The following is a 6043-nucleotide window of genomic DNA, read 5'->3' on the forward strand; positions in this document are numbered from 1 at the left end:
AAGGCGAGCCAGGCTGAATCATCCGACAGCGTGAACATCTCGCCCGGGCGATCCACGCTACTTTTGCGCGTGGCCTTTTTAAAGCCCTGTTTCTGCAGGAGCTGGCGCAAAGCTTTTTCGGCGGCGGGCTGACGCTGAATTCGCTGGGTTTCAGTACCCGCAAGGATCAATACCTCCGGGTTTCTGTCCGACGTCGGATGCCCGTTATAGGTGAACGCCAATGCCGCACGGTGCTCAAGTTCGTACTGCCAGCGCGTGTAACGCTTGCCGCTGGCGAGTATGAGGTGAGCCTGAGGAAAAATGCCGTCGATGATCCGTTCCGTCAGAGCGCGCGGAGGTGGTGCTACCCGGGTCGCGGCAGACATCCGCTGGCTGAACTGCATCGCCTGACGTGCTGGAATATCAGGGGCCAACGATAAGTGACACGCCAGTTTTTCATCCAGCTCGTTGGTCAACAACCCGACTTGAAGCCGCTCGCGATCCAAATAGTACAAAGGCTCCAGAGCCAGGATCGTTTCAACTGGCGCTTCGTCACTGCCCCATTGAGGACGAAAACTGCCGTTGGCTTGTTCAGCCCAGGCAAACTGACCTGTTCTCTTCATGCCTGAGGTCAAAGGTCTTAACGGAATGATCTTGCAGATGATAGATGACCGCGGCGCAATGCTTGCAATTGAAAATAACGGGGCAGGAACACGTACATTCGAGCCGCTTTCGCCCATTCGGATCTTCGACGAGAGCAATGACCTGCTCGTACTCGTGAGTCCCGGAGCCAATACATGTCGCGATGACCATCAGGTCTTCGATTTGTTGGATCGTTACCCGATCCTCATCCGCGTAGTTGCGAGCCTTGTCCTGAGCGCGATGACTGAACACCTCCGCCCAAGGGAGCGCATGAAGTTGCTCAACTAGTGTCGTCATGAAATCAACGCCGCTTAAAATCCATGTGAGACAGCCAACATTGCATCTGGCTGCCGAAACTCAACCCGCCAACACCCGCGCCAACGTCGACTTCACCTTCCCCATCCCGTTACGCAAAGCCTGTTCGATCTCGGCCATAGTAATCACTGCCGCCGACTTACCCGCCGCCGGGTTCACCACCAGCGCCAGGCATGCATAATCGAGTTCCAGTTCACGCGCCAGTGCCGCTTCCGGCATGCCGGTCATGCCCACGATGTCGCAACCATCACGCTCAAGACGCGCGATTTCAGCGACGGTTTCCAGGCGGGGACCCTGAGTGCAGGCGTACACGCCCTGGCCGCTGTAACCAACGCCTTGGGCCGCCAGTGCCGCAATCAGCTGCTGGCGCAGCGCCTCGCTGTAGGGATGGGTGAAGTCGATGTGGGTGACGTGTTCCAGGTCATCGGCGAAATAGGTGTGCTCACGACCGAAGGTGTAATCGATCAACTGATGTGGCACACAGAAATGCCCGGTGTCCATGGCCGCATGAACCCCACCCACAGCGTTGACCGCGAGGATCGCTTGTGCGCCCGCCTGCTTCAATGCCCAGAGGTTGGCGCGGTAGTTCACCTGATGCGGCGGAAAACGGTGGGGATGACCGTGACGCGCGAGGAACAGCACGTCCTTGCCCGCGTATTCACCGATCTGCACTTCAGCTGAAGGGGCGCCGTAAGGCGTGTCCACCGCCAGCGACTGACGAATGCTCAGGCCTTCGAGTTGAGTCAGGCCGGTGCCACCGATAATCGCGTAAACCGTCATGACGCACAGTCCTTATTCGATCAGTTGAGCCTCTTTGAGGGCCCCGACAGCTGCTAGCCAGCGCGGGTGTTGACGATATTCGATATTGGCGTATGACTGACCGCGCATCCGCGCAATACGCTCGGACGGCTTGACCTTCAGGCGCTGGGCGGCGCTCAGCGCCAGTTCGGCAGCGGCGCGATCGTTGCACACCAGGCCCATGTCGCAACCGGCGGTGAGCGCGGCTTCGATACGACTGGCGGCATCGCCGACCACGTGGGCACCGGCCATGGACAGGTCATCGCTGAAAATCACGCCATCGAACTGTAGCTCGCCGCGCAGGATGTCCTGCAACCAGCGGCGGGAGAAGCCGGCAGGCTGGGCGTCGACTTGCGGGTAAATAACGTGAGCAGGCATGACGGCGGCCAGCTGTTTGCTCAGCTTGGCGAACGGCACCAGGTCGTTGGCGCGGATCTCGTCGAGGCTACGTTCGTCGTTCGGGATGGCGACGTGGGAATCCGCCTCAGCCCAGCCATGGCCGGGGAAATGCTTGCCGGTGGCGGCCATGCCAGCACTGTTCATGCCACGGATGAATGCACCGGCCAGCAGCGCTGCGCGCTCCGGGTCACCTTCGAACGAACGGGTACCAACAACAGCGCTGCGCTGGTAGTCCAGATCCAGCACCGGGGCGAAACTGAGGTCGAGACCGACGGCCAGCACTTCGGTGGCCATGATCCAGCCGCATTGCTCTGCCAGGTATTCGGCATTCGGGTTGTCGGCGATGGCGCGCATGGCTGGCAGTCGCACGAAGCCTCTGCGCAGACGCTGAACGCGGCCACCTTCCTGGTCCACTGCCAGCAACAGATCGGGACGAATAGCGCGAATCGAGGCGCTCAACTCGCGCACCTGGCGCGGGTTTTCAATGTTGCGGGCAAAAATGATCAAGCCGCCCACTTCGGGCTGGCGCAACAATTGGCGATCTTCGGCCGTCAGCCAGGTACCGGCGACGTCCACCATCAACGAGCCTTGCAGGCCAGCAGTCATAGAGATTCCTTGAGAACGAGAAAACCGGCCCGCACGCATGCACCGCCTTGGGCAATGCCCGGCAGGTCGGCGTTACAAATGGGGGACAGGTTCAAAACGAGAGTCGGCATGGGCGGCTAGCTTAGCGGATGTCAGCTGCCGCGCCCACCCGTGCGCGGTTAAACCTTGGCGGCAGCCGAGACGGTCTTGCTACGTGGACGCAGTTGCGCGCTGGCCATGTTCGTGTCGGTCACGCCGGTTTCGGCACGCATGCCCGCAGCGAGGAACGGCACCATCAGGCGCATCACCTGCTCAATGGAGGTGTTGACGCCGAAATCGGTCTCGGCAATCGCGCGCAGGGCCTTGATCCCCGACATGCTGAACGCCGCAGCACCCAACATGAAGTGCACGCGCCAGAACAGTTCAATCGGCGGAATACGCGGTGCGGCTTCGTTGACCAGCATCATGTAGCGGCGGAACACCTTGCCGTACATGTCTTCCAGATAACGACGCAAGTGGCCCTGGCTCTGACTGAATGCCAGACCCAGCAGACGCATGAAGATGGAAAGGTCGTTGCCGCTGCGCGGTTGCACGACAAGGGCTTGCTCGACGAGGATTTCCAGCAGCTCTTCAAGGGTCGGCTTGTTTTCAGGCTTGGCCTGACGCCGTTCGAGCTCTTTATCGAGGCTAATGCAGAATGGCCCGAGAAATCGCGAAAAGACGGCTTGAATCAACGCCTTCTTGGAGCCGAAGTGATAGTTCACCGCCGCCAGATTCACACCGGCCTTGCTGGTGATCAGACGCAATGAGGTTTCTGCGAAACCTTTTTCCGCGAACAACTGCTCGGCAGCATCGAGAATGCGTTCAACGGTTTCCGACTGGGCCATGGCTACTCCGCCTGACAAACACTTGTTTGAAACATACGTTTCAGCCTGTGTATTGTCAAGCTTGGCCGTTCGTTTTGGGAATGGTCGGTCAGCTATTTAACCACACAACGGCAAAGCTTCAAGCGGCGGACAGATCTACCGTCCGGCAGCCTGCAAAAAAAGGGGCATTGCCAAGATGCTTTCACTGTATATAATCCCAGTCACTGTATAAAAAGACAGAGCGATCAAAATGCTAAAGCTGACGCCACGCCAAGCAGAGATTCTGGCCTTCATCAAACGCTGCCTCGAAGATAACGGCTATCCGCCAACCCGCGCGGAAATCGCTCAGGAACTGGGTTTCAAGTCGCCCAACGCGGCGGAAGAACATCTGAAGGCGCTGGCCCGCAAGGGTGCCATCGAGATGACCCCTGGCGCTTCCCGAGGCATTCGCATTCCAGGCTTCGAAGCCAAGGCCGACGAGTCCACCTTGCCGATCATTGGGCGAGTAGCTGCTGGCGCCCCTATCCTGGCCCAGCAGCACATCGAAGAGTCCTGCAACATCAACCCTGCTTTCTTCCATCCGCGCGCCGACTACTTGCTGCGCGTCCATGGCATGAGCATGAAGGACGTCGGTATTTTCGACGGAGACCTGTTGGCCGTACACACCACACGCGAAGCCCGAAACGGCCAGATCGTGGTCGCGCGAATCGGCGACGAAGTGACAGTCAAGCGCTTCAAGCGTGATGGCAGCAAGGTCTGGTTGATGGCCGAAAACCCTGAATTTGCCCCTATCGAAGTGAACCTGAAAGATCAGGAACTGGTGATTGAAGGCTTGAGCGTCGGCGTGATTCGCCGCTAAAGGAGGCTTTATGCAGTTCCCACACACACCACAGCAAGCCCAACTGCCGCTGTTCGAAGCGTTCATGGCGCAACCCCTGGCGCCGATTCTGAAAGACGTGGTCGAGTCGCCGTGGAGCGCCGAGCCCGAAGTCTTCAGTGAGCTGTCGCTACGTGGTGCGGCCGGGAACTGCTTGAACCTTCTCGCACCGATTCTCAGGGAACTGAGTCAGGACCAGGACGCACGCTGGTTGACACTGATAGCCCCTCCCGCGAGCCTGACCCAAACCTGGCTCCGGGACGCCGGCCTTAACCGCGAACGCATTCTGTTGCTGCAACCTCGCGGCACCCAGAGCGCCCAGCAGTTGACCTGCGAAGCCTTGCGCCTGGGCCGCAGCCACACAGTGGTCAGCTGGCTCAACCCTTTGAACACGACGTCACGGCAACAGCTGATCAGCGCCGCCCGAACCGGGGACGCACAGAGCTTGAATATTCGATTGGGCTAACTGATAAACAATGTGCGCATTGAACTGCGCGGGGCTTCTCAAAGGATAGAGAAGCCGAACTGTAGCTATTCCGTAATCCGACGAGCGGGATCAATGAAGGACGCGAGTCCCCTGATCCTTATCAAATTCGCCTTCAACCAGGCGTCCTGCCATCTGAACACCGACGCTCAACATCGCCTTGGCGACTTCCACGTACTGACCTTGCAGGAACTCTTTGGCATCCGCGGAGAAATCCAAGGTAACCAGAGAACCCTCGTCCTCGGCCCTGCGCAGCTCGATACGGCCGTCTGGTAACTCGACAATTTCTAGAAAGGACGTAGGCATAAAGGTCTGTTCTCCACGAAAGGCGGGGATTATATAGGCATCGGTCAGGCTTCGCTCGGCAAGTTGACCAGATGTCATGGCAATGAAATATCTTTTTGCACTCATCCCTGAGCGGACACCCCATCGGGGCATCCGACTTTGCGCCTAATCCTTCAGCACTCGTTCAATCCTTCGCGAAACCGAATCGCCAACCCTTTCAGGTTCTGACGCCAGCTTTCAAGCTCTTCCCGGCTCAACTCTTCAGGCGCCTCTTCGGCATCCAGGTTAACGGCCAGGATCAGCGGCTGAGTCACGTCGCCTTTAGGTTTGTGTGGCGCACGGGGTGGTTGAAACAACGCCGCATGGGCCGCGAGCAGCTTCGCCAACCAGGTTTCATGGTTTTGCGCGAGCTCGACCATCTCAGCCAATTCAGGAATGGCGATGGCTTCGAGCACTTCACGAGTCAGCAGCAACTCAGCCCGAGGTGCGTTGGCCTGAGGCAAGCGATAGAACCCGGCAATTTCATGGCAAAGCCCCAGCAAGGCACCGTACAGGTGAAACAACGCCGATTCGCGTCCCGCCTGGATCAGCGCCAGAGAATTCATCGCTCGCCCTTCTTCGGCTCTGGCGAGCGCTTCCAGCGACAGGCCGGCGAAATAAATCTTCTGATTGGTACGGGTATAGAGTTCATGGGCCATGACGGCAGCCTCCACATCGAAATAATTGCTTCACGCAGGTCAGACAGTGTCGTGGATCACATCCGCCTCCCGCAAGCACAAAACAAAAAGGCCGCATGAAGCCCGAGGGTTGTCA

The 6043-nt window shown here is 58.6% G+C and carries 8 protein-coding genes and 1 pseudogene; 2 read left to right on the forward strand and 7 right to left on the reverse strand.

Features of this window, described 5'->3' with window-relative positions:
* The 5 genes and pseudogenes from AC1DRJ_RS17450 to AC1DRJ_RS17470 all read right to left on the reverse strand — a co-directional run.
* A pseudogene (locus AC1DRJ_RS17450) lies at positions 1 to 614 on the reverse strand (DEAD/DEAH box helicase); the annotation flags it as partial.
* The gene (locus AC1DRJ_RS17455; RefSeq protein ID WP_477803251.1) at positions 571 to 918 is read right to left on the reverse strand and encodes an SWIM zinc finger family protein; all 348 of its coding nucleotides are present in this window, start codon (positions 916 to 918) and stop codon (positions 571 to 573) included. The gene AC1DRJ_RS17455 and the pseudogene AC1DRJ_RS17450, both read right to left, overlap by 44 nt.
* A gap of 60 nt (positions 919 to 978) precedes the next feature.
* Positions 979 to 1716, reverse strand: coding sequence for an S-methyl-5'-thioinosine phosphorylase (locus AC1DRJ_RS17460; protein WP_477803252.1), 738 nt, complete (start codon positions 1714 to 1716; stop codon positions 979 to 981).
* Positions 1717 to 1728: 12 nt separating this feature from the next.
* Entirely contained in the window at positions 1729 to 2739 is a 1011-nt protein-coding gene (nagZ, locus tag AC1DRJ_RS17465) for a beta-N-acetylhexosaminidase (protein ID WP_477803253.1), read from the reverse strand.
* A 158-nt stretch (positions 2740 to 2897) separates the two neighbouring features.
* Positions 2898 to 3605: a TetR/AcrR family transcriptional regulator gene (locus AC1DRJ_RS17470; RefSeq protein WP_477803254.1), complete on the reverse strand. Its 708-nt coding sequence runs from the start codon at positions 3603 to 3605 to the stop codon at positions 2898 to 2900.
* Positions 3606 to 3834: 229 nt separating this feature from the next.
* On the opposite strand from AC1DRJ_RS17470, the gene lexA reads away from it, so the two are divergent.
* Both lexA and sulA read left to right on the forward strand, forming a co-directional pair.
* Positions 3835 to 4443, forward strand: coding sequence for a transcriptional repressor LexA (gene lexA / locus AC1DRJ_RS17475; protein ID WP_477803255.1), 609 nt, complete (start codon positions 3835 to 3837; stop codon positions 4441 to 4443).
* Positions 4444 to 4453: 10 nt separating this feature from the next.
* Entirely contained in the window at positions 4454 to 4927 is a 474-nt protein-coding gene (gene sulA, locus AC1DRJ_RS17480; protein WP_477803256.1) for an SOS-induced cell division inhibitor SulA, read from the forward strand.
* A 90-nt stretch (positions 4928 to 5017) separates the two neighbouring features.
* Here sulA and AC1DRJ_RS17485 read toward each other — a convergent pair whose 3' ends face one another.
* Both AC1DRJ_RS17485 and AC1DRJ_RS17490 read right to left on the reverse strand, forming a co-directional pair.
* Positions 5018 to 5251: a hypothetical protein gene (locus tag AC1DRJ_RS17485; protein ID WP_477803258.1), complete on the reverse strand. Its 234-nt coding sequence runs from the start codon at positions 5249 to 5251 to the stop codon at positions 5018 to 5020.
* A gap of 152 nt (positions 5252 to 5403) precedes the next feature.
* Positions 5404 to 5928 carry a DUF6586 family protein gene (locus AC1DRJ_RS17490; RefSeq protein WP_477803257.1) on the reverse strand — a complete coding sequence of 175 codons (525 nt, stop codon included), beginning with the start codon at positions 5926 to 5928 and terminating at the stop codon, positions 5404 to 5406.
* Between the last annotated feature and the right edge of the window lie 115 nt (positions 5929 to 6043).

Source organism: Pseudomonas sp. P5_B2, from assembly GCF_056400445.1.

Coding starts and splice junctions, on each gene's coding strand:
- AC1DRJ_RS17455 (WP_477803251.1), bottom strand. CDS start 918: ATGACGACACTAGTTGAGCAACTTCATGCGCTCCCTTGGGCGGAGGTG.
- AC1DRJ_RS17460 (WP_477803252.1), bottom strand. CDS start 1,716: ATGACGGTTTACGCGATTATCGGTGGCACCGGCCTGACTCAACTCGAA.
- nagZ (WP_477803253.1), bottom strand. CDS start 2,739: ATGACTGCTGGCCTGCAAGGCTCGTTGATGGTGGACGTCGCCGGTACC.
- AC1DRJ_RS17470 (WP_477803254.1), bottom strand. CDS start 3,605: ATGGCCCAGTCGGAAACCGTTGAACGCATTCTCGATGCTGCCGAGCAG.
- lexA (WP_477803255.1), top strand. CDS start 3,835: ATGCTAAAGCTGACGCCACGCCAAGCAGAGATTCTGGCCTTCATCAAA.
- sulA (WP_477803256.1), top strand. CDS start 4,454: ATGCAGTTCCCACACACACCACAGCAAGCCCAACTGCCGCTGTTCGAA.
- AC1DRJ_RS17485 (WP_477803258.1), bottom strand. CDS start 5,251: ATGCCTACGTCCTTTCTAGAAATTGTCGAGTTACCAGACGGCCGTATC.
- AC1DRJ_RS17490 (WP_477803257.1), bottom strand. CDS start 5,928: ATGGCCCATGAACTCTATACCCGTACCAATCAGAAGATTTATTTCGCC.